This window comes from Candidatus Sysuiplasma acidicola (genome assembly GCA_019721035.1).
GTDB classification, from domain to species: Archaea; Thermoplasmatota; Thermoplasmata; order Sysuiplasmatales; family Sysuiplasmataceae; genus Sysuiplasma; species Sysuiplasma acidicola.
This window is the reverse complement of the sequence record JAHEAA010000033.1, coordinates 1,328-2,511: the sequence shown is the minus strand read 5'-3', so window position 1 is coordinate 2,511 and position 1,184 is coordinate 1,328. Positions and strand designations below refer to the sequence as shown.

Annotated in this window: 1 protein-coding gene; it reads right to left on the bottom strand. The window is 47.6% G+C overall.

The window, feature by feature from the left end; translation table 11 throughout:
- Window positions 1-244: 244 nt before the first annotated feature.
- Window positions 245-1,184 (bottom strand): hypothetical protein (locus tag KIS30_09950; protein MBX8647057.1); only part of this gene is annotated, 940 nt, incomplete at its 5' end.

Genomic DNA, 1,184 nt, shown 5'->3' with positions numbered 1-1,184 from the left:
AAAGATGAATGTATGGTAAGTGGCAAGAGTCCCGCGAAAAGTTTGTCTGTCAATACAATAAAAGACAGTGTACCAGATCTGCTGTAATTTGCCGATCCTGTACTTTCACTCTGTTCACCTCAACTCTCTTCCAGGCTAAGATATTTTCTATAGGGTAAAGGTCAGGATTACTCCAGACCCTTCCACCTCTAACCGTACGGTCCGTTTTCCGGAATACGGCTATCCTGCATACTTCACCAGTGCGCTATGCGGTTCGACTGACATAGCGTATTCTCCCTGACAGACGCTTGAGACCTTTTGCATGCATCTTCCGCAATGTATTCTTCCTTGAGGATACGAGGCGTATCTTGTGCACCTTGCAGTAGAATTTTGCTGCCTTCCATGCAATGTATCTATCGAGACTGTTGTAGGCGCGGCTTGCATTCGAGTGATTGAAGTAGTTGCTCCAGCCTGTTATGAGCAGATTGAGTTCCCTGACTGCCTGTTCCTCGCTCTTCACGTGCGACTTGGTTAGAGGTATGATATCCCTGACCTTGTCTCTGAATTTCCTCACAGATTTGACTGACGGGTAGACGTATGTGACGTCTTTGTTCCTCCTGTCATTCCATGCCCGGACAAAGTGAAAGCCTAGGAAGTCAAAGCCCTGCTGTGCCGTTGTAATCCTTGTCTTTTCAGGTGACAGCCTCAGGCCGAGACTGTCTGTCAGTTCTGCAATGACCGCCATTGCCTTTGACGGTTCTTTGTCTGTGAGCACACACATATCATCCGCATAACGTATGAGGTGTGCGTCGTGTCTGTATTTGCTGTCCATCTTCCTGCCTTTCCATGCTGAATCGAGTTTATTGAGGTAGATGTTTGCAAGAAGCGGCGATATGACGCCGCCCTGCGGCGTGCCCATGTCGGGGTAGGTGGTTTCACCATTGTAGACTACACCTGCCCTCAGCCATTCCCTTATCAGTTTGATGATGTATGGGTCGCTTATGCGTTCCATGACAAACGAGATGAGTCTGTCATGGTCTATTGTGCCGAAGAAGTCCTCGATGTCTATGTCGATTATGTTTGTGAGTCCGTAGTTGAGATATTTGTATACTTCCTGAGATGCCTGCTGTGCCGATTTGTTGGGTCTGTATCCGTAGCTGAACTCCTGAAAGTCCGCCTCGAATATTGGTTCGATTAACAGTTTA